The sequence below is a fragment of the Kosakonia cowanii JCM 10956 = DSM 18146 genome, from assembly GCF_001975225.1.
Taxonomy (GTDB): domain Bacteria; phylum Pseudomonadota; class Gammaproteobacteria; order Enterobacterales; family Enterobacteriaceae; genus Kosakonia; species Kosakonia cowanii.
The window spans coordinates 641,679-662,082 of the sequence record NZ_CP019445.1; the positions used below are offsets into that span (position 1 = coordinate 641,679).

Sequence of the window (20,404 nt, forward strand, 5' to 3'; positions counted from 1 at the left end):
TTCATAGAGAACCGTTTGCACTGCGTAAAGTGTGCATCAAACGCTTGATCCGCGAAAACAGCTGCGTATAATCCGGGACAATTTGCCGGGAGGAAGCATGGTCCAGTGTGTTCGAGAGTCTCTCTTACCGCGTCTTAACAAAGGCGCCGGCCTGCCGTTTTTCGCTCCCGTGGCTTACCCCATATCCAGCCCCTCTTTTGAGGGGCTTTTTTTTGCGCCGTCGTCAGGAGATAACCATGGCTAATCCGCTATATCAGAAACATATCATTTCCATAAACGATCTCAGCCGCGAAGAACTTGAACTGGTACTCCATACGGCGGCGAGCCTAAAAGCCAACCCGCAGCCGGAGCTGCTGAAGCATAAAGTGATCGCCAGCTGCTTCTTTGAAGCCTCCACCCGCACACGTCTATCTTTTGAAACCGCGATGCACCGCTTAGGCGCAAGCGTGGTTGGCTTCTCCGACAGCAGCAACACCTCGCTCGGCAAGAAGGGCGAAACGCTGGCGGACACCATTTCGGTAATTAGCACCTATGTCGATGCGATTGTGATGCGCCATCCGCAGGAGGGCGCGGCGCGCCTGGCGACGGAGTTCTCCGGCGGCATTCCAATCCTCAACGCCGGTGACGGTGCGAATCAGCATCCGACGCAGACGCTGCTGGATCTCTTCACCATTCAGGAGACCCAGGGTCGGCTGGAAAATCTCAATATCGCGATGGTGGGCGACCTGAAATATGGCCGTACCGTGCACTCGCTGGCGCAGGCGCTGGCGAAATTCAACGGCAACCGCTTCTACTTTATCGCCCCGGACGCGCTGGCAATGCCGCAGTACATCCTCGATATGCTGGATGAAAAAGGGATCGCCTGGAGCCTGCACGCCAGCATCGACGAGGTGATGGCCGAGGTCGATATTCTCTATATGACGCGCGTACAGAAAGAGCGCCTCGATCCGTCAGAGTATGCCAACGTCAAAGCGCAGTTTGTGCTGCGCGCCGCCGACCTTGAGGGCGCACGCAGCAATATGAAAGTGCTGCACCCGCTGCCGCGCGTCGATGAGATCACCACCGATGTCGATAAAACCCCGCACGCCTGGTACTTCCAGCAGGCCGGGAACGGTATTTACGCCCGCCAGGCGCTGCTGGCGCTGGTTCTGAATCGCGATTTGGCTCTGTAAGAGGGAAACGACAATGACGCATGACAACAAACTTCAGGTCGAAGCCATCAAACGTGGCACCGTGATTGACCATATTCCGGCGCGTATCGGCTTTAAGCTGCTGACGCTGTTCAAGCTGACGGAAACGGATCAGCGCATCACCATCGGCCTGAACCTGCCTTCCGGTGAAATGGGCCGTAAAGATCTGATTAAAATCGAGAATACCTTTCTGACCGACGAGCAGGTGAACCAGCTGGCGCTCTATGCGCCGCAGGCGACGGTGAATCGTATTGATGAGTATGAAGTGGTGGGCAAATCTCGCCCAAGCCTGCCGGAGCGCATCAGCGGCGTGCTCACCTGCCCGAACAGCAACTGCATCAGCCACGCCGAGCCGGTATCGTCGAGTTTTGCGGTGAAAAAGCGCGAAAACGACATCGCGCTGAAGTGCAAATATTGTGAAAAAGAGTTCTCGCACCACGTGGTGCTGGCTAACTAATTGCGGCTGGTAAAGCCGGGTGCCCTCCCTATAATGGATCGGCATCCCTTTTACCGCAGATTACAGGAGTGATTTATGACTAAAGTTATCGCCACGGAAAACGCACCAGCCGCTATTGGTCCTTATGTGCAGGCCGTCGATCTTGGCAATATGATCCTGACTTCCGGTCAGATCCCGGTCGATCCGAAAACCGGCAGCGTGCCGGATGCGATCGATGCCCAAGCGCGCCAGTCGCTGGAGAACGTGAAAGCGATCGTTGAAGCGGCAGGTTTGACCGTGGGTGACATCGTGAAAACCACCGTTTTCGTCAAAGATCTCAACGATTTCGCCACCGTTAACGCCACCTACGAAGCCTTTTTCACCGAGCATAACGCCTCCTTCCCGGCGCGCTCCTGTGTCGAAGTGGCCCGCCTGCCGAAAGATGTGAAAATCGAAATCGAAGCCATCGCCGTTCGTCGTTAATGCCTTCAGCCGCCATCAGCGCTCCTGCCTGATGGCGGCTTCGCCTTATCAGGCCTACAAAACCAGACCACAAACCGCATTCCCGTAGGCCGGATAAGCGCAGCGCCATCCGGCAAACAGCCCGCACATCACCCTCCGACGCAATGCCTGATGGCGGCTTCGCCTTATTAGGCCTACGAAACTGCGCCTTATCAGGCCTACAAAACCAGACCACAAACCGCATTCCCGTAGGCCGGATAAGCGTAGCGCCATCCGGCACTTATCCGCGCTACTGCCAGCCATAGCGGCGGTAAAAGATCCCCTTCACGCACTGGGTCAAAATCATATACCCCGCCAGGATCGCCACCAGCCACGGGAAATACCCGAGCGGCAATGCCTGTAATTGCAGGTAACCCGCCAGCGGTGAGAAGGGCAGCGCAATGCCAACGCAGATGCCCATCAGCGTCATCGCCACCAGCGGCCAGGCGGGGCGGCTCTGAATAAACGGCACACGGCGGGTGCGGATCATATGCACAATCAGCGTTTGCGACAGCACGCCCACCACAAACCAGCCGGACTGGAACAGGGTTTGCGCCTCCACCGTATTGGCCTTAAACACCCACCACATTACGGCGAAGGTAATAATGTCGAAAATGGAGCTGATCGGCCCGAAAAAGACCATAAAACGCCCCAGATCCGCCGGGTTCCAGCGCTGCGGTTTAGCGATCTGCTCCTCGTCGACGTTATCAAACGGGATCGCCACCTGCGACACATCATAAATCAGGTTCTGAATCAGCAAGTGCAGCGGCAGCATCGGCAAGAAGGGCAGAAACGCACTGGCCACCAGCACGCTAAAGACGTTCCCGAAGTTCGAGCTGGCGGTGATTTTGATGTACTTGAGCATATTGGCAAAGGTGCGACGCCCTTCGATTACCCCCTGCTCCAGCACCATCAGGCTCTTCTCCAGCAGGATGATATCCGCCGCTTCACGGGCGATATCGACCGCGCCATCCACCGAGATACCAATATCCGCCGCCCGCAGCGCAGGCGCATCGTTAATGCCGTCGCCCATAAAGCCCACCACGTGCCCTTCGCGCTTCAGCAGGCGCACAATGCGCTCTTTGTGCATCGGCGTCAGGCGGGCAAACAGCGTCACATGCTGCGCCACGTGCGCCAGCTCGTTGTCGCTCATGCGTTCGATTTCGCTACCAATCAGCACATCACCCACCGCTAAGCCCACTTCGTGACACACTTTGCCAGCAACCAGTTCGCTGTCGCCGGTAAGGATTTTGACGGTGATGCCACTGGCTTTCAGCGCCTTTAACGCCGGGGCGGTGCTCTCTTTCGGCGGATCGAGAAACGCGATATAGCCTTCGAGGATCAGATCCGACTCATCAATCCGCTGATAGTCACCGCTACGCGCGGGCAGATACTTGGTCGCCACCGCCACGACGCGCAATCCCTGGCGGTTAAGGGTGCTGGTGACGCGCTCAATGCGCCGTAGCATGCTGTTATCCAGCGGCACAATCTCGCCGTTGTAGCGCACATGGCCGCAGACGCTGAGCATCTCGCTGAGCGCGCCTTTGCAAATCAGCTGATGGGCATCCGCATCCTGCGCCACCACCACCGACATGCGGCGGCGCTCGAAATCAAAGGGGATCTCATCCACTTTGCGCCACTGTGTGGCAAGCGTCTGCGCCATCTCCGCCTCGACGCTCTCCAGCACTGCGGTATCGAGCAGGTTTTTCAGCCCGGTCTGGTAGTGGCTGTTGAGCCACGCGCAGTGCAGCACGCGCTCGCTCACTCTGCCGCTGATATCGGTGTGGTTCTCCAGCACGATTTTGTCCTGCGTCAGCGTGCCGGTTTTATCGGTGCAGAGAATATCCATCGCGCCAAAGTTCTGAATGGCGTCGAGGTGTTTCACAATCACTTTCTGTTTTGACAATTTCACCGCGCCGCGCGCCAGCGTCGAGGTGACAATCATCGGCAGCATCTCCGGCGTCAGCCCAACGGCGACAGAGAGGGCAAACAGCGCCGCTTCCCACCAGTCGCCTTTGGTAAAACCGTTAATCAGCAAGACGATGGGCGTCATCACCAGCATAAAGCGGATCAGCAGCAGGCTGACGCGGCCGATCCCCTTCTGGAAGGCGTTGGGTTCGCTCTCCTGCTCGCCGACCCGGCTGGCAAGCTGGCCAAACCAGGTCTGGCCGCCGGTAGCAATTACCAATGCCTGCGCGGTGCCGCTGACCACGTTGGTGCCCATAAAGCAGAGGGTGTCGCACTCCAGCGGGTTGCTCTGCGCTACCTGACGGGTGATGGCGCTCTTCTCAACCGGCAGCGATTCGCCGGTCAGCGACGCCTGGGCGACAAAGAGATCCCGCGCCTGCACGATGCGCAGATCCGCCGGGATCATATCCCCGGCGGAGAGCTTGACGATATCGCCCGGCACCAGCTGATCGATCGGCAGCTCGCACCAGTCGCTCTCGCCACTATCACCCATCACGCGCCGCACCGTCGCGGTGTTGGTGACCATCGCTTTTAACGCATCTGCCGCTTTGGTCGAGCGCGCTTCCTGCAACCAGTTCAGCAAGGTGGAGATCGCCACCATCAGCGCGATCACCCCTGCGCCAAAGAGATCTTCCGAAGCATAAGAGATGATGCCGAGCACGGTGAGCAGCAGGTTGAACGGGTTGCGGTAGCAGAGCCAGAGATGCACCCACCACGGCGACGGTTTCTGCGCCGGAATCAGGTTTTCTCCGTGGATCTCCCGCGCCAGCCGCACCTCCTGCGCGTTTAACCCCTCCGGGTGGCTGTTAAAGGTTTCCCACAGCTGCGGCTGCTCCATCAGCGCCGTTTGCAGGCAGCGTTCACTCATTGAGGGCGGGATCTCGCCCTGGGTGGCGCTACGCACGCCGGGGAGCGGATCGCGCGCCACCAGGCGGCGCGGTAAGTGGCGATTCAGGCGAGCAAAAAGCTGCCGGGTAAATGTTTTCAGCATAGCGATGTCCTTGCCCCCGCCTCACGCGGGTGCGTTAACTACGGGCGCGACAATGCCGCACCAGCAGGTGTTAATAACTCGGGCAGGGACGAGATGACGTCGCTGCCTTACGCATCCGGTAAGGCAGCAAATGCGGGCTTACCGGAAGGGTCTTCTCCATCGGGGATGAGGGGTGGGATCGGGATCCATAGCGCCTCCGGTAAGGGTTAAAAGGGAATGATTACGCAGCGGTATCATATACCCCGAAATGTAAACCGAACGTATACGACCCCCACTCGCGCCGCGCAGGGATAAACCAGACTTTACTCATTGTTGTTATTTGCTCTGAAGTGCAACACTTTCTGACTCTGCCAACCCCCATCGCCAGTATCAGGAGTGCTGCATGCCAAACCGGCTGACCATTAATGACATCGCGCGTTTAAGCGGCGTGGGAAAATCGACCGTCTCGCGCGTGCTGAACAATGAAAATGGCGTCAGCCAGCAGACGCGCGAACGGGTGGCGGCGGTGGTCAATCAGCATGGCTTCTCCCCTTCCCGCTCCGCACGCGCCATGCGCGGGCAGAGTGACAAAGTGGTGGCGATTATCGTGACGCGGCTCGACTCCCGCGCCGAAAACCTGGCAGTACAAACCATGCTCCCGGCCTTTTATGAGCAGGGCTACGACCCGATCATGATGGAGAGCCGCTTTCAGCCGGAGCTGGTGGCGGAGCATTTGCAGATGTTGAGCCAGCGTAATATCGACGGCGTGGTGCTGTTTGGCTTTACCGGCATTACCCCCTGCCTGCTTGCCGCCTGGCGCGACTCGCTGGTGGTGATGGCGCGCGACGTCAGCGGCTTTTCCTCCGTCAGCTATGACGATGAGGGTGCCATTGAACTGCTGATGGCGAAGCTCTATGCCGAAGGCCACCGGCAGATCGGTTTTATTGGCGTCCCGCACAGCGATGTCACCACCGGAAAGCGTCGCCACCAGGCTTATGAGACCTTTTGCCGCCAGCACGATTTGACGCCGCGCGCGGTGCTGCCCGGCCTGGGTATGCAGCCGGGTTACGATCATGTCGCGCAGGTGCTGACACCCGAGACCACGGCGCTGCTCTGCGCCAGCGACAGCCTGGCCCTGGGTGCCAGCAAATATCTGCAGGAGCGGCGCATCGCGCTTCAGCTTGCCAGCGTCGGCAACACGTCCCTTATCAATTTTCTCCACCCGGAGATCCTCACCGTCGATCCGGGTTATGCCGAAGCCGGTCGTCAGGCGGCGGCGCAGCTGATCGCCCAGGTGACCGACGTTGACGCCCCCCACCAGCACGTCATCCCTGCCCGTCTGGTTTAACTTTTGCGCGCTTTTTTGATGCATTTTTAATCATCATAAAAGCGTGAAATTTTATATCTCCCCTGAATGCCCCGCCCGCTGTAGCGTCAGATTTTTACTTTGTCCTGAGTCAAAAAAGACGTAAACATCTTTGATGCAAATCACTATATATAGAAATTAGAATGCCACTCGGCCCTACATGTTGTAGTTCTTGACTATTATACGAACAAACCTACCGCCCGGAATGCAGGTCATTCTGTGGATAATCGGGGCCAGAACGGGACGAACTTATTGGTTTTAATAATGAATAACCAACCGATGGGACGTCTTTATCGTGTGGATAACCTGTTTTGCAGAAGGGAGTGATCATGACACCGCATGTGATGAAACGAGATGGCTGTAAAGTGCCTTTCAGCTCGGCGCGGATCCAGGAGGCAATCTGGCGCGCCGCAACCGCAGCGGGAGTCGATGACGCAGACTATTGCGCCACCGTCGCAGCAGTTATCAGTAGCCAGATGCAGGATCGCGCGCAGGTCGATATCAGTGAAATCCAGACCGCCGTTGAAAATCAGCTGATGTCTGGCCCTTATAAGCAGCTGGCGCGCGCCTATATTGAGTACCGTCACGATCGCGATATCGCCCGCGAAAAGCGTGGCCGCCTGAACCAGGAGATCCGCGGCCTGGTGGAGCAGACCAACTCGGCGCTGCTCAACGAGAACGCTAACAAAGACAGTAAAGTGATCCCGACCCAGCGCGACCTGCTGGCGGGTATTGTCGCTAAACACTATGCCCGTCAGCATCTGCTGCCGCGCGATGTGGTGCAGGCCCATGAGCGCGGCGAGATTCACTACCACGATCTCGACTACTCACCCTTCTTCCCGATGTTCAACTGCATGTTGATCGACCTGAAAGGGATGTTGACTCACGGCTTTAAGATGGGCAATGCGGAGATTGAGCCGCCGAAATCGATCTCCACCGCCACGGCGGTGACCGCGCAGATTATCGCCCAGGTCGCCAGCCATATTTATGGCGGCACGACCATCAACCGCATTGATGAAGTGCTGGCACCGTTTGTTACTGAAAGCTTTGAAAAGCATCGCAAAGTGGCAAACGAGTGGCAGATCGCGGACGCCGACGCCTACGCCCGCTCGCGCACCGAGAAAGAGTGCTACGACGCGTTTCAGTCGCTGGAGTATGAAGTCAACACGCTGCATACCGCCAACGGTCAGACGCCGTTTGTCACCTTCGGCTTTGGCCTTGGTACCAGCTGGGAATCGCGGCTGATCCAGCAATCGATTCTGCGTAACCGCATCGCAGGCTTAGGTAAAAACCGCAAAACCGCAGTGTTCCCGAAACTGGTGTTTGCCATTCGCGACGGGCTGAACCACAAGTTCAGCGACCCGAATTACGACATCAAACAGCTGGCGCTGGAGTGCGCGAGCAAGCGCATGTACCCGGACATTCTCAACTATGACCAGGTCGTGAAAGTGACCGGTTCGTTTAAAACCCCGATGGGCTGCCGCAGCTTCCTTGGCGTGTATGAAGAGAACGGTGAGCAGATCCACGACGGGCGTAACAACCTTGGCGTTATCAGCCTCAACCTGCCGCGCATCGCGCTGGAGGCGAAAGGGGATGAAGCCGCTTTCTGGAAGCTGCTGGATAGCCGCTTAGCGCTGGCGCGCAAAGCGCTGATGACCCGTATCGCCCGCCTCGAAGGGGTGAAAGCGCGCGTAGCGCCGATCCTCTATATGGAGGGGGCGTGCGGCGTGCGTCTGCAAGCGGATGACGATATTGCGCCGATTTTCAAAAATGGCCGCGCGTCGATCTCGCTGGGCTATATCGGCATTCATGAGACCATCAATGCCCTTTCCGGCAATAAACATATTTACGACAGCGAAACCCTGCGTGCGAAAGGGGTGGCGATTGTTGAGCGCCTGCGCCAGGCGGTGGATCAGTGGAAAGAGGAGACCGGCTACGGCTTCAGCCTCTACAGCACGCCGAGCGAAAACCTCTGCGACCGCTTCTGCCGCATCGATACCGCCGATTTTGGCGTGGTCGATGGCGTGACCGATAAAGGGTATTACACCAACAGCTTCCACCTCGACGTGGAGAAGAAGGTGAACCCGTACGACAAAATCGACTTCGAAGCGCCCTATCCGCCGTTAGCCAGCGGCGGGTTTATCTGTTACGGCGAGTACCCGAACATTCAGCACAACCTGCGCGCGCTGGAGGATGTGTGGGATTACAGCTATCAGCATGTGCCCTATTACGGCACCAATACGCCGATTGATGAGTGTTATGAGTGTGGTTTTACCGGCGAGTTTGCCTGCACCAGCAAAGGCTTTACCTGCCCGAAATGCGGCAACCATGACGCCTCCCGCGTGTCGGTCACCCGCCGCGTGTGCGGTTATCTCGGCAGCCCGGACGCGCGCCCGTTCAACGCTGGCAAGCAGGAAGAGGTAAAACGCCGCGTGAAACACCTTGGTAATGGGCAGATTGGCTAAGCCCGGAGATGTGCCCGATGGCGCGACGCTTATCGGGCCTACGGTTGCCCCATCCTGGTTTTTTGCAAAGTCACTCTGAAGCAATTTCGCAACACAGTTATGGCGTCAAGTGGGAAGCGATTTCGCAAAGCAATTGGCGTCATAACAAGGCGGCAAACGAAGGAATCCCGGGGAGCTTACAAAAGTAAGTGACCCGGGTGAGTGAGAGCAGCCAACACAGTTATGGCGGCAAGTGGGAAGCGAAAATGAAATATCATCAATACTACCCTGTCGACATCGTCAACGGCCCCGGAACCCGCTGCACCCTGTTCGTCTCCGGCTGCGTGCATGAGTGCCCAGGCTGCTACAACAAAAGCACCTGGCGGCTGAACTCCGGCCTGCCGTTCACGCAGGAGATGGAGGATCGGATCATCGCCGATCTCAACGACACGCGCATTAAGCGCCAGGGGATCTCGCTCTCCGGCGGCGATCCGCTGCATCCGCAAAACGTGCCCGATATTTTAAAGTTGGTGAAGCGCATCCGCACCGAGTGCCCCGGCAAAGATATCTGGGTGTGGACCGGCTACAAAATCGATGAGCTGAACGCCGCGCAGCAGGAGGTTGTGGAGCTGATCAATGTGCTGATCGACGGCAAGTTTATGCAGGATCTAAAAGACCCGATGCTGATCTGGCGCGGCAGTAGCAATCAGGTAGTGCACCACTTGCGGTGATGGGGTTACAGGCGGTGATTAGCGCTGTGGTAAGCCGCCTCTTTTTCACGTTTACCAATCGCCACGACAAACACCGTCACCACGTTGTCTCTGACCTGGTAAATCAACCGATAGCCCGAGGCGCGAAGCTTTATCTTGTAGCAATCCGGCAAGCCGTGCAGCCGGGCTTTTTCCACTCTCGGCTGAACCAGCACCTCTGCGAGCTTCTTTTTAAACTGCGCCTGAACCGTCACGCCCAGTTTTTTCCACTCTTTCAATGCGCGCGGATCAAACGCCAGCTCATAGATCATCCAGCCTGACCTTGATCCCTTTTTGCGGGTTCGCCAGGCGCTCTCTGACCACCTCCAGCAGCGCCGCTTCGTCTTCGCTCACCGTTACGGTTTTAACCGGCATGCGGCCATTCTCGGCAACGTATTGAAACAGCAGGCGCACCGCTTCGGTGGGCGTGATGTCGAGTTTCTCCAGCACTTTCCAGGCCTCCTCTTTGAGCTTGTCATCCAGTCGAACATTGAGCGTTGCCATTATGCCTCCGGGCAGGTGGGAATGTGTAATGCAATATAGCATTACATTGGCATTACATCTGTTTTTGGATAACCGCTCTCAAAACCGGCTTACGCAGGCCATCGCCACGCGTTGAAAGGTGTCGAAATCGGCGCAGGCGCAGAGCCTGGCGGTGGCGCGTTCGCGCAGGAAGGTGACAAAAATATCGTAGATTGCCATCGCTTCTTCATACTCACTTTTGCTGATCGCCAGTAAAAAGATGACGTGCGCCGTCTCCTCGCCCCAGGCGATGCCCTGCGGGGCCAGCACGGTGTAAACCACGGTTTTCTTTGCCAGCAGGCCAAGGGCGTGCGGCAGCGCGATGCCTTCACCGAGCAGGGTGCTGACAATCGCTTCGCGCTCCACCACCGAATCGAGGAACTCGCCATCGACAAACCCCTCCTGCTGTAGCTCGGCGCAGAGGGTGCGGAACAGGGTTTGCTGATCCATCGCCTCATCGATAATGCGAAAGTGGGCGGCGTCGAAATATTTCTTCAGCATCCACGGGCGGGTGCGATCCACCAGCACCAGTTTGCCAATCTGCTCCAGCTGGTAGTCGCTGGGGAACGGCGCGATGGTCACCACCGGTTTATCTTTTTCGCTGATGCGTGCGGTAGAGATAACAAAATCTTCCGCCAGCGTGTCGCACTGCTCGTAGTCGCGCAGCGTCACGGTGCGGGTAATGACGATTTGCGGATATTTGCGCGCCAGCACCGCTTCAATCATCCGCACCATCGCATTCCCGGCATCGCACACCAGCAGCACGCGCGGCTGGCGCTGGTAGCCAACGTTGTAGTGCCGCTCCAGCCCGACACCGATATGCAGCACCAGAAAACCGATCTCATTTTCGCTGATGGTATAGGGCGTATATTTCCCCCAGCTCGACACCGCCGCCAGCGTCATATCCCACGCCATCGGGTAGTGCTGTTTAATGTTATCCAGCAAGGGGTTAGGGATCATGATCTGGTAGCGCACGCGGGTGATCATGGTTTTGATATGGGTCAGCAGGTCGGCATGCAGCTGCGCATCGCCCTGCAGGTTGTAGTTATAGTGGGTATTGATATAGCCGAGGATGTAGTTCACCAGCGTTTCGTCATCATCAGCACTGATGGCGCTGGGCGCCGGATCCTGCACCCGCCGGGCGGCGATATGCACCCGCAGCCAGTGCTCTTCCGCCTCTGCCAGCGGTTTGCCCGCCAGCTGCTGCAACGCACTGGCAATATCCCGCGCGGCGTGGTGCACCTGCTCGTCGCCATCGTCGGCGGTGAACTCCGAGAGCGGAAACCCTTCGCTGATGCGCCGCACGGCAACGGCGCAGTAGAGCTGAATAAAGCGATCGCCCTCATCGGTAAGGCGAATATGGTAGCGGCTGAAGCAGTCGTGCAGAAACGGCGCCAGCGCCTCGGGCACGCCCGCGTTAAGCGCATCTTCGGTAATCAGCGGGTTATGAGCGTTGTGCTGCGCCAGTTCCCACAGCAGATCGGTGAGGCAGGCGCGCAGCGCCATCTCGCTGCCGAAGAGCTTCATGCCGTGGCGCGGCCGGGTCTCCAGCGTCAGGCGGTAGCGGGAGAACCACTCGCGCACCTCGGTCATATCGTTTTGCAGCGTGGCGCGGCTGACAAACCACTCGTCAGCCAGATCCTCCAGCTTGAGGGAGAAGGCCGAGGTGAGAAAGCGCACCACCAGATAGTGCACCCGCTCCGGCCCGGTGCGCGGAATGCGCAGCGCGCGCGGGCGGGTGGCTTGCAGCGCGTGATAAAGCGCGGCATCGAGCACCTTCAACTGATAACCGCTGCCGCGGCTCAAAATAAACTGCGCGCCGTGGTTCTCCAGCAACGCATTGAGCGCAGTGATATCAGCGCGAACGGTACGCGTGGAGACCGACAGCCGCTGCGCCAGCTCATCCTGCGGCAGCGTCTCGTTCTGCAGCAGGGTGAAGAGTTGCGCTAAACGTTGGTTCGGAAATCGCACGTCGTTACCTCATGGTTAAAAGTGGCGTAAGGGGTTGAAGCCTATGCAGATAATCAAAGCGCAGCCGCCATCCGGCGATGGCCTTACACCAGCGCTTTAGTCATCATAAGCAGCTGGCGGACATCCGCCGGGCGGGTCTCGCCACTCACCTTATCAATAATTGAACTATAAATGTGCGGAATGATTTTGCTGACGCCCGCCGCCAGCGCGATCTCGACGATCTCGCTGAAATTCTCCAGATCGATGCCGCCGGTCGGTTCCAGCCAGAAGTCGTGTCGCGCGCAGGCTTCGGCAACGGCTTTGTACTCCTCGCGGCATTGCAGCCCGCCCATCGGGAAATATTTGATTGAGCTGCCGCCCATATCTTTCAGCAAAGCAATCGCCGTCTCCACCGGCACAATCGCGTCGGCGGCCTGGCTGCTAAGCGGCCCGGTGGAGATTTTCACCTGCCCTGGCGTGCCGGTGGGCGAGACCAGACCGTTAACCACCGTCTCGTTCTGCCCGAGCAGCGCGCGGCTAGTGCCCACGCCGGTAAAGACCTGGTTCACATGCTGCGGCTGCACTTCGCGGGAGATGGCGCTGACCATCGCCGACTGGTTCGGATCGCCAGCACCAAGGCCGACGGAGAGCGCGTTATCAATCCTCAGCGCATACTGGCGCATATCGGCCACCGCTGAGTCGATATCCGGGTAGTTTTTTGACAGCACGCCGACCAGCACATGCCCTTCCGCCGCTTCATAGATGGCGCTGGCGTTATCAATACTGCCTGCCAGCACGTTCAGGCAGACGCGGTCGTGGTAAAAGTTGGGGGTCAGTTTCATGGGCGTGGCTCCTTATTCAGTTCCTCGGCGATGCGTTGCGCGATGATGGTCAGTTGCTCGGCGCTGACGCTGCGCACATCGGCTTCGATAATCCCTTCATTGGCTTTGTAGCCGCGAAAATAGATGGCGTACTCCCCCTGCTTGAGGGCCTCGACCAGTTCGCCGGTGGCGATGCCGGTGATGGCTTCGTCAAATTTGATTTCACTGCGGGCAATGTCGCGCCCGGCGCTGTCCCACACCACGCGGGCGCTGACGCCATTGAGGCTATTGAGCTGCTCAATAAAGGGGGTCATTTTGGCGACCATCTCCGCCCCGCTCTCCTTTTTCGCGCTGAGATAGTGCTCAATGGCACAGGTGAGGCCAAGAATGCCCTCTTTGCCCACCTTCATAGCGCGGCCAATACCCGCCGTCTGGCGTTTCACCCACTCGACATACTGCGTTTTGCCAATCACCAGCCCGCTGGTTGGTCCTTCAATCGCTTTCGCGCCGCTGTAGATCACCAGATCCGCCCCGGCGCGGTAGTAGCACTGCAGATCCTCTTCGGCAGCGGCATCGACAATCAGCGGCAGGTTATGTTTACGTGCTACCACGGCGGCCTGCTCAACGCTGAGCATGCTCTTCTGCACACAGTGGTGGGACTTGATAAAGAGGATCGCCGCAGTGCGTGGGGAGATCGCCGCTGCCAGCTGATCGGCGGAGCATTCGTTGGCGTAACCGGCTTCAACCACTTTGCCGCCGCCAAGCGCCACCATCGTGCCGACCGGTGCGCCGTAGTTCACGTTGTGCCCGCGCGGCAGCACGATCTCACTGTTTTCGATCTTTGTGCTGTGCAGGTTCTCCAGCAGCCAGTCGCTCTCTTTCACCAGCACGGCGGCCACGGCTTGCGCCAGCCCGGCCGAGGCGCAGGAGACGACGGTCGCGCCTTCCACATCCAGCAGCTTCGCAATGTAGTCGCCGGTTTTATTCACCAGGTCTTTCATTTCAAAGTAGTGGTTCATGCCCTGCAACGCCGCCTCAACCACTTCCGGGCGCGGGGTCGAGACGCCGAGCGCCGTCATGCGCCCGGAGGCGTTAATCACCTGTTTTAACTGGTACTTCTCATAAATCGAAGACATGCTCTGCCCTCCCTTGTTCGGTCAGATAGCCCCGGCCCGCGCGAATGGCGGCCAGCGGCGTAAGTAACTGGTCAGCCTGCAAGGCGCTGTTCTCTGCATCGGTGAACAGCACCGGCTGGCGGCGAAGATCGAAAATTGTCAGATCGGCATCAAAGCCCACGGCCAGCCGCCCCTTTTTCGCCAGGCGCAGGCCGTTGGCGGCGTGGTCGGTCACGCAGGCGATCACCTGCGGCAGCGAGAGGCCGATGGCGAGAAATTTGGACATCACGTTCGCCAGAGAGCGCACCGGGCCATCGATGCGGTTGCGGCAGTAGATATCGGAACTGATGGTATGCGGCAGAATGCCGAGGCCGATGGCCTGCTTCGCCACCGCAAAGCTGAAGCTGGCGCTACCGTGGCCGACATCGAGGCGCACGCCGCGCGTAATGGCGCGGGTCACCGCAGCGCGCAGTTCGCCGCCCGGCGTCAGAATGCGGTTCGGCTTGCCGTTATAGCAGTGAGTGATGATGTCTCCGGCGCTCAGCAGGTCGGCAATCTCATCGAGGTTCGGTGGGTTATTGCCGATGTGCACCATCAGCGGCAAATCGCCATTCTCCTGCTGCATCGCCTTCGCGCGCTCCAGCGGCGTGATGCCGTTGTCGCCAACCACGCTGCTGCTCATGCGTGCTTTCAGGCCAACAACAAAATCGGGGTGGCGCTGCACGGCGTCGCGCACGGCACGGGCGTCGATATTGTCGAGGTTCGCCAGCTCGTTCTGGGCAATCAGCCCGACGCGGGAGATATTGAGCAGGGCGTAAACGTCGGTCGTTGCCTGGCGGGTGATGGCGTAGAAGTCATCAATATCATCTGCGCCGGTGCTGCCGGCATCGATAACCGTGGTGACGCCGGTTTCAATCCCGACGCTGTCCGGTTGGTCATAGTAAATTGGTGAGTTGGGGTAGCAGTGGACATGGGAGTCGATCCACCCGGCGCTGACATAGTGTTTGCCCGCCAGATCGACGGTTTTCACCGCCGGGCCGCTAATCTCGCCAAGTGCGGCGATTTTCCCGTCGCTGAGGGCAATATCCGTTACCGTATCGTCCACCAGACGCGCCCGGCGCAGGAGTAAATCAAACATATCTCTCTCCAGAAGTGACGGGTGCCGCAGCACCCGTATCGATCAGAGTGCGACCGGGAAGATCGCGCCCAGCAACATTGCGCCGAGGATAGCGCCGCCGGTAATCGGCTTTTGCCAGAGGTAAAAGAGCAGCGCGCCCACCAACGAGCCAATGCCAATCGGAATCGAGGCGGTCATCGCGCTTAAGATAATCAGCGGGCCAAGAAAACGGCCGGAAGCGTTACCCGCGCCCATCATCACGTCTGCGCCGTAGGTGGAGTCGCTCTGATTAATGGTGAATTTACGCGCCAGAATGATCAGGTAACCAATCGCCAGGCCAATCACCAGCCCGGTGGCCAGCGAGGCAACAAAGTTGGCGACCGGGAAGACAAAGCCCGCGCCGAGCAGCAGCGCCGGGACGCCAAGACCAACGCCGGTCTGGATCGCGCCGCCGATATCGAGAATACCGACCAGCGACCCTTCGATAATGCGCGCAAACAGGAAGCTGGCACCGAAGGCGGCGACCGCGCCGTAAACGCCGGTGTCCATCCCCGCGCGCAGCATCGAGACAAACGCCACTTCGTTAAACGCGCCGATGCCGTAGAGGTAGTACATGTGCGTTCCGGCAAAGACGCCGGAGGAGAGCAGGCCAACGAAGATCGGGAATGACCAGTCGGCGTACCAGAAGCCTTTATTCTCTTCCATTGCAGATCCTTATTTGCCGCTCAGCGAGTTGTGGATGAGCTCCAGCCAGTTCGGCGCGCTCAGGTGGAACGACTCAATCATTTTCAGATCGAAGCCGCGGAAGAAGGCGCTCAGCACAAACAGGGCGACAATGGCGCTCATCATCACTTTGGTGACGCGGTTCCAGCCGCTCTCTTCCACCCCTTTACCAATCAGGATGCCGAGCACCAGGCCCGGTACGGCGTTGCCCATAATCAGCTGCGCTGCGCCGCCGAACACCGTCGCCCAGAAGCCTGATTTTTTGCCCGCGTCGATCGCCGCCAGCCAGAAGATCACCGGCATGATGGTGTTGACCAGCAGGTTAGCGGCGGGTACCAGCACTTTCACGGCGGTGACTTGCAGCGCTGCCGGAACGGAGGAAGCCGTAAGGTTAAGGAAGGTGACGACTACCATGCCGATCACGCCACAGGCAATCGCCATCTTTTTCGGATTGTGCAGGGTTTCGCCGACGTTGCGGTTTTTGACCATCAGCGCCGCCGCGCCCCAGTTCGGGATGATGCGGTGGTCAACGTCCTGGGTAAACGAACCCGCCGCTACCGACGAAGCCCAGGCGTTAAAGAAGAAGCCTAAACCAAAGGAGAAGTGCGAAGCCGGATCTCCTTCGCAGGAGTTCAGCTCGCCCAGTGTACGAAATGCGCCCATTCCCTGAGTGGTTGGCGCGTGAAACATGCGTGCAGCCCCGGCGCCCACACCGACGCCGACCAGGCCGCCGATAATGAGCGATTTTATTAGTATGAGTAAGAACATCAGTCTGCCCTCTTCTACCCTGCCAGCAACGCCTGCGGGGTATGCGGTAAGTTAGTGCGTGACGAACTCCACCTTATCGAGATTGATGGCGGTCACGTTGACGGTCACGTCCAGCTCCACACTGTACGAGCGTCTTTCCCGACGCAGAAAGAGGAACAGAAAGGCCTCTTTGCGCGTCGTTTCCTGCGCCTGAACGACCTGCACATCCTGTGGCTCAATACGCAGTAAAATGTGCGGCGACGCCTTCATCACCGCGGCCTGAACATGGTTCAGCGCGTCAGCAAAGGCGCGCGTTTTGGCGTCGCCCTTGCCCTTCACCCTGACCGTGGTGGTGAACTGTTCTTTCATGGTTATGCGCCGTGTTTTTTCTGCCACGCCTGCACCAGGCGCTCGCCTAACTCTTCTTTATCCATAAAGCCGAAACCGAGCACTTTGCACCCTTCGTTGATGGCGGTGACGCCCTCGTCGATGGAGCGCATGCCGTGTTTCGCTTTATAGCCATATTTGTTCTGCGCGGTGATGGCGCCTGCGCCGCCGCTGCCGCAGAAAGAGATGCCGAAGGTGGCGTTTTCTGCGTTCATCACATCGCCGAGTTTCATATCCGCCGCCACGCCCGGTACCACTACCGCGCGCCCGCCCGCTTTCTCCACGCCTGCCGCAACTTTCTGCCCTTTGCCCAGCCGGTCGCCAATCACTACGGTAATCTGTTCCATGGTTTGCTCCTTAAAGGTTCTCTTTTGCCACTTCGAAGTGCACTGACAGCAGCCAGGCCTCTTCTTCCGGGAGATTGCCAAACGCCGCCACCACGTCGTGGGCGAGGCGCATCGATTCAGGCGAGATCTCATCAAACAGGCTGGCATCCACTTCCGGCAGCGGCTCGCCGGTCACCGACCGGTGCGCCATCGCGCGAAGATGGGAGGTCAGCATCTGCTGCTGCACCGCATTCGGCGTGATGTTCTGCGCATGAAGCAAGGTGTAGACCTGCGACAGCATGCGCTCCGCCAGGGTTGCCGTTTGCGCCGCCTGCATGGTCGCATCGTTCATTACCGCTCCGTTATTCACTCGTCGTACCCCGTTGATGGCTCAGGAGTAAAGCTAACGGCGCGAAGGCAGAGTTTGTAGCGAGGAGTTTTCCACTTCGAAGTGGAAACCGGGAGGGCGTTAGTGATCTGCGCCACAAAAAAAGCCTACAGAGGGATTTTTCACTGAACGGCGGTCACAACGTTGGGTAATGCGCGAGGGATTTGGCGCGCAATGGCGCAGAAAAAAAGGGGCAGCCAAGAGGAGAAAGTGTGAGGGGGATAAGGTTTACTTATTGGGGGGCTGCTGGGGTTACGGAACCGCTGAAACCGCGTAGGCCGGATAAGGCGGAGCCGCCATCCGGCAATGGGGTTTGCATGTGGCTTTGGTGGAATGGTTCCGTTCACCAGGCGCTGGAGAGTTTCATTAATCTCTTATGCGGTGAACGGGATAAGGGGAGCGGCCGCGCTCCCCTTATCAATCCCCGCGGCCCCGCGAGGAAATCGGTGCTGCGCACTGCGCTCACCTCCCGCGTGCCTGACTGCGGCCGGCTCGACTCGACATCCTGTCTCGGTTCGCCTCTGTCCGCCATCCATGGCGTCCAGACCTTGTCATTCACGCTCCGGTTCGCCGATTTCAGCGGGGACACAACCCCTCGCTATTAGATTGAATGTAAAGGGAAAATATGTGTTGCTGAAGGAGTGCCTGATGGCGGCTTCGCCTTATCAGGCCTACGAAACCCATGTTGCTGAAACGGAGTAGGCCGGATAAGCGTGTAACGCGCCATCCGGCAATTGTGCCGCGGAGATAATGCCGGATGGCGGCTGCGCCTTATCCGGCCTACCACGGCACGTCACCTATGCCGGAAAACGGCATAAAAAAAGAGCCGCGACGGTGAGGTGGCGGCCCTTTCCTGATGGAATTCGGTTAGCGGAATTTCTGATGATAGGTATTGCGGGTACCAGCAATATCCTTCGCTGCGGCCTTCGCTTCTTTCACTTTACCTTCGTTCGCCAGCTTCATCGCGCCGTCGATCTGGGCAATCAAAATATCAAAACCGTGGCGGAAATCTTTCATCTCCGGGCTGTCCGGCGCTTTGCCTTCCAGCTTCGGCGGGGTCTCTTTCTGGGCGTCCTGCGCGGCAGTGCGCATTTTTCCTAACGCCTCTTTCAACTCAGAAGCATCGTCGGTTTTCTGCACCACTTTGTAGTTGTCATTCAGCGTTTCCATATCATCTTCAAGGTCAGCGGCAAACACCGCTGAACCCACAAACAACGACGACACCGCGAGGATCGCTAACAGGTTTTTACGCATTGCTCATTTCCTTTTTTATTATCACGCTTAAAGGCGCAGAACGCCGCGCCACGAATTATTGTCCGGCGATCTTCATCTCCGGCAGCAACACTGAACCACACTGGATGTTACTGCGCTGTTCAATATCGTCACCGACAGTAACAATATTGCGCCACATATCCTTCAGGTTGCCGGCAATGGTAATTTCGCTCACTGGATACTGAATTTCACCGTTTTCAACCCAGAAACCAGACGCGCCTCGCGAATAATCCCCGGTGATGCCGCTCACGCCCTGGCCCATCAGCTCGGTGACCACCAGACCGGTGCCCATCTCTTTCAGCATCTGCTCAAAGCTCAGGCCGCGCCCGGCAATGCGCCAGTTGTGAATGCCGCCCGCGTGACCGGTGCTCTTCAGCCCCAGTTTGCGCGCCGCGTAGCTGGTCAGCAGCCACTGCATCAGCACGCCCTCTTTGACGATATCGCGGCGCTCGGTGCGCACGCCTTCGCTGTCGAACGGCGTGGAGGCCAGCCCTTTACGCAGGTGCGGGTGCTCTTCAATGGTTAACCACTCCGGCAGGATCTGCTTGCCGAGGTAATCGAGTAAAAAGGTCGATTTGCGGTAGACCGCGCCGCCAGCAATGGCGCCGACCAGGTGACCAAACAGCCCGGTCGCCACTTCATTAGCGAAAATGACCGGCGCTTTCATGGTCGACAATTTACGCGGCGAGAGGCGCGACAGCGTGCGGCGGGCGCACTCTTCACCCACCCACTCCGGCGTTTTTAACTCGTTGATATCACGGCTAATGGTGTAGGCGTAATCGCGCTCCATATCGCCATTCGCTTCGGCAATCACGCTGCTCGACAGCGAGTGGCGGCTGGAGCAGTAGCTCTGCAACATGCCGTGGCTGTTGCCGAAGACTTTAATGCCGTAGTGGCTGTTGAAGCTGCCGCCTTCGGTGTTGCTGATGCGTTTGTCCGCTTTCAGCGCCGCCTGCTCGGCGCGTGCCGCCCACTCAATTGCTTCATCGGGGGTCACTTCCGCCGGGTGGAAAAGATCGAGATCCGGCGCGTCAAAGGCCAGCAGCTCTTTTTCTGCCACGCCAGCGAACGGGTCTGGCGAGGTATAGCGGGCAATATCAAGCGCCGCCTGCACCGTGCGGGCAATCGCCTCCGGGCTTAGATCCGTCGACGAAGCGCTGCCTTTGCGGTTCTGGTGATAAACGGTGATGCCTAAAGCACCATCGCTGTTAAATTCGACATTCTCCACTTCACCATAGCGGGTACTGACGCCGATACCGGTGGTTTTGCTGACCGCCACTTCCGCGCCATCCGAACGGCCTGAGGCCAGATCAAGCGCGGTTGCGACCGCTTCTTCCAGAACTTTGCGCTGTTGTGCCACTTGTGTGATTACTTTCATCGCCAATGCCATAATTAAGGGAGAGAATCTTTGA

At 58.4% G+C, this 20,404-nt stretch carries 21 protein-coding genes; 7 read left to right on the forward strand and 14 right to left on the reverse strand.

Features of this window, described 5'->3' with window-relative positions; genetic code table 11:
* Nucleotides 1-97 precede the first annotated feature (97 nt).
* The 4 genes from BWI95_RS02980 to ridA all read left to right on the forward strand — a co-directional run bounded on the left by BWI95_RS02980 (nucleotide 98) and on the right by ridA (nucleotide 2,109).
* Nucleotides 98-244 carry a pyrBI operon leader peptide gene (locus BWI95_RS02980; RefSeq protein ID WP_187291244.1) on the forward strand — a complete coding sequence of 49 codons (147 nt, stop codon included), beginning with the start codon at nucleotides 98-100 and terminating at the stop codon, nucleotides 242-244.
* Nucleotides 237-1,172 (forward strand): aspartate carbamoyltransferase, encoded by a 936-nt coding sequence (gene pyrB, locus BWI95_RS02985; RefSeq protein ID WP_023480227.1) that lies wholly within the window; start codon nucleotides 237-239, stop codon nucleotides 1,170-1,172. The genes BWI95_RS02980 and pyrB overlap by 8 nt, the downstream gene beginning before the upstream one ends.
* Nucleotides 1,173-1,185: 13 nt before the next feature.
* Complete coding sequence (gene pyrI, locus BWI95_RS02990; protein ID WP_023480436.1) at nucleotides 1,186-1,647, forward strand: aspartate carbamoyltransferase regulatory subunit; 462 nt, start codon at nucleotides 1,186-1,188, stop codon at nucleotides 1,645-1,647.
* A 75-nt stretch (nucleotides 1,648-1,722) separates the two neighbouring features.
* Nucleotides 1,723-2,109: a 2-iminobutanoate/2-iminopropanoate deaminase gene (gene ridA, locus BWI95_RS02995; RefSeq protein WP_023480382.1), complete on the forward strand. Its 387-nt coding sequence runs from the start codon at nucleotides 1,723-1,725 to the stop codon at nucleotides 2,107-2,109.
* Nucleotides 2,110-2,377: 268 nt separating this feature from the next.
* Here ridA and mgtA read toward each other — a convergent pair whose 3' ends face one another.
* A complete protein-coding gene (gene mgtA, locus BWI95_RS03000) occupies nucleotides 2,378-5,086 on the reverse strand; it encodes a magnesium-translocating P-type ATPase (RefSeq protein ID WP_076768982.1) in 2,709 nt (902 codons plus the stop codon).
* A 382-nt stretch (nucleotides 5,087-5,468) separates the two neighbouring features.
* Here mgtA and treR point away from each other — a divergent pair, with 382 nt between their 5' ends.
* The 3 genes from treR to nrdG all read left to right on the forward strand — a co-directional run bounded on the left by treR (nucleotide 5,469) and on the right by nrdG (nucleotide 9,606).
* Nucleotides 5,469-6,413 (forward strand): trehalose operon repressor TreR, encoded by a 945-nt coding sequence (treR, locus tag BWI95_RS03005; RefSeq protein ID WP_076768983.1) that lies wholly within the window; start codon nucleotides 5,469-5,471, stop codon nucleotides 6,411-6,413.
* 347 nt (nucleotides 6,414-6,760) lie between these two features.
* Complete coding sequence (gene nrdD, locus BWI95_RS03010) at nucleotides 6,761-8,896, forward strand: anaerobic ribonucleoside-triphosphate reductase (RefSeq protein ID WP_076768984.1); 2,136 nt, start codon at nucleotides 6,761-6,763, stop codon at nucleotides 8,894-8,896.
* Nucleotides 8,897-9,141: 245 nt separating this feature from the next.
* Nucleotides 9,142-9,606 carry an anaerobic ribonucleoside-triphosphate reductase-activating protein gene (gene nrdG / locus BWI95_RS03015; protein ID WP_054804021.1) on the forward strand — a complete coding sequence of 155 codons (465 nt, stop codon included), beginning with the start codon at nucleotides 9,142-9,144 and terminating at the stop codon, nucleotides 9,604-9,606.
* Nucleotides 9,607-9,611: 5 nt separating this feature from the next.
* Here nrdG and BWI95_RS03020 read toward each other — a convergent pair whose 3' ends face one another.
* The 13 genes from BWI95_RS03020 to pmbA all read right to left on the reverse strand — a co-directional run bounded on the left by BWI95_RS03020 (nucleotide 9,612) and on the right by pmbA (nucleotide 20,382).
* On the reverse strand, nucleotides 9,612-9,896 hold the full coding sequence (locus tag BWI95_RS03020; RefSeq protein ID WP_076768985.1) for a type II toxin-antitoxin system RelE family toxin: 285 nt from the start codon (nucleotides 9,894-9,896) through the stop codon (nucleotides 9,612-9,614).
* Nucleotides 9,886-10,128: a type II toxin-antitoxin system RelB/DinJ family antitoxin gene (locus BWI95_RS03025; protein ID WP_042714051.1), complete on the reverse strand. Its 243-nt coding sequence runs from the start codon at nucleotides 10,126-10,128 to the stop codon at nucleotides 9,886-9,888. Before BWI95_RS03025 ends, BWI95_RS03020 begins: the two co-directional genes overlap by 11 nt.
* A 78-nt stretch (nucleotides 10,129-10,206) precedes the next feature.
* On the reverse strand, nucleotides 10,207-12,117 hold the full coding sequence (locus BWI95_RS03030) for a BglG family transcription antiterminator (protein WP_054804016.1): 1,911 nt from the start codon (nucleotides 12,115-12,117) through the stop codon (nucleotides 10,207-10,209).
* An 83-nt stretch (nucleotides 12,118-12,200) separates the two neighbouring features.
* Complete coding sequence (dagF, locus tag BWI95_RS03035) at nucleotides 12,201-12,938, reverse strand: 2-dehydro-3-deoxy-phosphogluconate aldolase (RefSeq protein ID WP_042714055.1); 738 nt, start codon at nucleotides 12,936-12,938, stop codon at nucleotides 12,201-12,203.
* Nucleotides 12,935-14,053 carry a DgaE family pyridoxal phosphate-dependent ammonia lyase gene (locus BWI95_RS03040; RefSeq protein WP_054804018.1) on the reverse strand — a complete coding sequence of 373 codons (1,119 nt, stop codon included), beginning with the start codon at nucleotides 14,051-14,053 and terminating at the stop codon, nucleotides 12,935-12,937. Before BWI95_RS03040 ends, dagF begins: the two co-directional genes overlap by 4 nt.
* A complete protein-coding gene (locus tag BWI95_RS03045; RefSeq protein ID WP_076768986.1) occupies nucleotides 14,037-15,170 on the reverse strand; it encodes an amidohydrolase/deacetylase family metallohydrolase in 1,134 nt (377 codons plus the stop codon). Before BWI95_RS03045 ends, BWI95_RS03040 begins: the two co-directional genes overlap by 17 nt.
* A gap of 42 nt (nucleotides 15,171-15,212) precedes the next feature.
* Nucleotides 15,213-15,854, reverse strand: a complete 642-nt coding sequence (locus BWI95_RS03050; protein ID WP_023480214.1) for a DUF4310 family protein — start codon at nucleotides 15,852-15,854, stop codon at nucleotides 15,213-15,215.
* 9 nt (nucleotides 15,855-15,863) lie between these two features.
* Nucleotides 15,864-16,640: a DUF4311 domain-containing protein gene (locus tag BWI95_RS03055; RefSeq protein ID WP_023480218.1), complete on the reverse strand. Its 777-nt coding sequence runs from the start codon at nucleotides 16,638-16,640 to the stop codon at nucleotides 15,864-15,866.
* Between the two features lie 51 nt (nucleotides 16,641-16,691).
* Nucleotides 16,692-16,988: a DUF4312 family protein gene (locus BWI95_RS03060; protein WP_023480238.1), complete on the reverse strand. Its 297-nt coding sequence runs from the start codon at nucleotides 16,986-16,988 to the stop codon at nucleotides 16,692-16,694.
* 2 nt (nucleotides 16,989-16,990) lie between these two features.
* On the reverse strand, nucleotides 16,991-17,353 hold the full coding sequence (locus BWI95_RS03065) for an SFCGS family glycine-rich protein (protein WP_023480243.1): 363 nt from the start codon (nucleotides 17,351-17,353) through the stop codon (nucleotides 16,991-16,993).
* A 10-nt stretch (nucleotides 17,354-17,363) separates the two neighbouring features.
* A complete protein-coding gene (locus BWI95_RS03070; protein WP_083699312.1) occupies nucleotides 17,364-17,702 on the reverse strand; it encodes a glycine dehydrogenase in 339 nt (112 codons plus the stop codon).
* 885 nt (nucleotides 17,703-18,587) lie between these two features.
* Nucleotides 18,588-18,974, reverse strand: coding sequence for a cytochrome b562 (gene cybC, locus BWI95_RS03075; RefSeq protein ID WP_023478426.1), 387 nt, complete (start codon nucleotides 18,972-18,974; stop codon nucleotides 18,588-18,590).
* Between the two features lie 55 nt (nucleotides 18,975-19,029).
* Nucleotides 19,030-20,382: a metalloprotease PmbA gene (pmbA, locus tag BWI95_RS03080; RefSeq protein WP_042714065.1), complete on the reverse strand. Its 1,353-nt coding sequence runs from the start codon at nucleotides 20,380-20,382 to the stop codon at nucleotides 19,030-19,032.
* Nucleotides 20,383-20,404: the final 22 nt, after the last annotated feature.

Coding starts and splice junctions, on each gene's coding strand:
- BWI95_RS02980 (WP_187291244.1), top strand. CDS start 98: ATGGTCCAGTGTGTTCGAGAGTCTCTCTTACCGCGTCTTAACAAAGGC.
- pyrB (WP_023480227.1), top strand. CDS start 237: ATGGCTAATCCGCTATATCAGAAACATATCATTTCCATAAACGATCTC.
- pyrI (WP_023480436.1), top strand. CDS start 1,186: ATGACGCATGACAACAAACTTCAGGTCGAAGCCATCAAACGTGGCACC.
- ridA (WP_023480382.1), top strand. CDS start 1,723: ATGACTAAAGTTATCGCCACGGAAAACGCACCAGCCGCTATTGGTCCT.
- mgtA (WP_076768982.1), bottom strand. CDS start 5,086: ATGCTGAAAACATTTACCCGGCAGCTTTTTGCTCGCCTGAATCGCCAC.
- treR (WP_076768983.1), top strand. CDS start 5,469: ATGCCAAACCGGCTGACCATTAATGACATCGCGCGTTTAAGCGGCGTG.
- nrdD (WP_076768984.1), top strand. CDS start 6,761: ATGACACCGCATGTGATGAAACGAGATGGCTGTAAAGTGCCTTTCAGC.
- nrdG (WP_054804021.1), top strand. CDS start 9,142: ATGAAATATCATCAATACTACCCTGTCGACATCGTCAACGGCCCCGGA.
- BWI95_RS03020 (WP_076768985.1), bottom strand. CDS start 9,896: ATGATCTATGAGCTGGCGTTTGATCCGCGCGCATTGAAAGAGTGGAAA.
- BWI95_RS03025 (WP_042714051.1), bottom strand. CDS start 10,128: ATGGCAACGCTCAATGTTCGACTGGATGACAAGCTCAAAGAGGAGGCC.
- dagF (WP_042714055.1), bottom strand. CDS start 12,938: ATGAAACTGACCCCCAACTTTTACCACGACCGCGTCTGCCTGAACGTG.
- BWI95_RS03040 (WP_054804018.1), bottom strand. CDS start 14,053: ATGTCTTCGATTTATGAGAAGTACCAGTTAAAACAGGTGATTAACGCC.
- BWI95_RS03045 (WP_076768986.1), bottom strand. CDS start 15,170: ATGTTTGATTTACTCCTGCGCCGGGCGCGTCTGGTGGACGATACGGTA.
- BWI95_RS03050 (WP_023480214.1), bottom strand. CDS start 15,854: ATGGAAGAGAATAAAGGCTTCTGGTACGCCGACTGGTCATTCCCGATC.
- BWI95_RS03055 (WP_023480218.1), bottom strand. CDS start 16,640: ATGTTCTTACTCATACTAATAAAATCGCTCATTATCGGCGGCCTGGTC.
- BWI95_RS03060 (WP_023480238.1), bottom strand. CDS start 16,988: ATGAAAGAACAGTTCACCACCACGGTCAGGGTGAAGGGCAAGGGCGAC.
- BWI95_RS03065 (WP_023480243.1), bottom strand. CDS start 17,353: ATGGAACAGATTACCGTAGTGATTGGCGACCGGCTGGGCAAAGGGCAG.
- cybC (WP_023478426.1), bottom strand. CDS start 18,974: ATGCGTAAAAACCTGTTAGCGATCCTCGCGGTGTCGTCGTTGTTTGTG.
- pmbA (WP_042714065.1), bottom strand. CDS start 20,382: ATGGCATTGGCGATGAAAGTAATCACACAAGTGGCACAACAGCGCAAA.